Origin of the sequence: Corallococcus sp. Z5C101001 (genome assembly GCF_007352635.1) — a bacterium.
Lineage (GTDB): Bacteria > Myxococcota > Myxococcia > Myxococcales > Myxococcaceae > Corallococcus > Corallococcus silvisoli.
On the sequence record NZ_VKLU01000055.1, the window covers coordinates 1 to 1,597 of the forward strand.

The window sequence follows — 1,597 nt, forward strand, 5'->3', positions numbered from 1 at the left end:
GCGGAGCTGCTGAAGGTGGAGCGCGTCGGGCTGCACGACAACTTCTTCGACCTGGGCGGCCACTCCCTCATCGCCACCCAGGTCGTCTCACGGCTTCGCGAGATGTTCAGCGTCGAGGTCGCGCTTCAACAGGTCTTCGATGCTCCGACAGTGGCGATGCTCGCCGCGAAGGTGGAGCACATCCGGGGGCAGGCAGAAGGTTCGCGCGCGATGCCGCCGGTGCTGCCCGTGAGCCGGGAAGGAGAGCTCCCGCTGTCGTTCGCGCAGCAGCGCTTGTGGTTCCTGGATCGGCTGGAGCCGGGCAGTCCGCTCTACAACGTCCCCGCGGCGGTCCGCCTGTCAGGTGTGCTCGACGTAGGCGTACTGGAGCGGTGCTTCGAGGCGATCCTCCGGCGGCACGAAGTGTTGCGCACCACGTTCCCCGTGGCGCGGCAGACGCCGGTGCAGGAGATCCACGCGGAGGGTCGGCTGCCGTTGGAGGTGCGCGAGCTGAGCGCGCATGGCGAGGCGGAGCGTCAGGCGGAGGTGCTGCGTCTGGCGGAGGAGGAGGCCCGGAAGCCGTTCGACCTGTCGCGAGGGCCGCTCCTCCGCGCGGTGTTGCTGAAGGTCGATGAGACGGAGCACGTGTTGCTGCTGACGATGCACCACATCGTCTCCGACGCCTGGTCCACGGGCATCCTCCTGAAGGAGCTGGGAGCGCTCTACCCGGGATTCCTCGCGGGCGAACAGCCTTCGCTGCCAGAGCTGGCCGTGCAGTACGCGGACTATGCCGCGTGGCAACGGAGCTGGTTGGACGAGGAGCGGCTGGCCTCCGAGCTGGGCTGGTGGAAGACGCGGCTCGCGGGAGCGCCAACGCTGCTGGAGCTTCCGGTGGATCACCCGCGTCCGCCGGTGCAGAGCCACCGGGGAACACACCGGGTGCAGCGCCTGCCGCTGGAGCTCCAGGAAGGCGTCAGGCGGCTTGCGCGCCGTGAGGGCGTCACGTCCTTCATGGTGTTGCTGGCGGCCTTCAATGCGTTGTTGTCCCGCGTGTCAGGCCGCGAGGACGTCGTAGTGGGCACGGACGTCGCGGGTCGCGATCACCGCGAGGTGGAGGGCCTGATCGGCTTCTTCATCAACCAGCTCGTGCTGCGGACCACGGTGGAGCCGGGACGGAGCCTCCGGGAACTGCTCGGGAAGGTGCGTGAGACGACGCTCTCCGCGTACGCGCATCAGCACGTGCCCTTCGAGAAGCTGGTGGAGGCGATCAACCCCGAGCGCAGCCTGGGGCACGCGCCGCTCTTCCAGGTGAAGCTCCTGCTCCAGAACGCACCTGTGCCGGAGCTGCGGTTGCCGGGACTGAGCCTGCGAGGCGTCGACTTCGAGACCGGCACCGCGAAGCTGGACCTCATCGTCTCCTTCACGGAAGGAGCGGAGGGGCTGACAGGGCTGTGGGAGTACAGCACGGACCTGTTCGACGAGCGGACAGTGCAGCGGTGGATGGAGGGATTCGAGCGGGTGGTGAAGGCGCTGGTGGAGAAGCCAGAGCAGCGGGTGGGGGAGCTGGAGTGGATGGGCCCGGAGGAGAGGCGGCGGGTGGTGGAGGAGTGGAACCGGA

The 1,597-nt window shown here is 68.4% G+C and carries 1 protein-coding gene; it reads left to right on the top strand.

Annotated features, from left to right (window positions below; genetic code table 11):
• Positions 1 to 1,597 (top strand): condensation domain-containing protein (locus FOF48_RS36165; protein ID WP_255443081.1); only part of this gene is annotated, 1,597 nt, incomplete at both ends.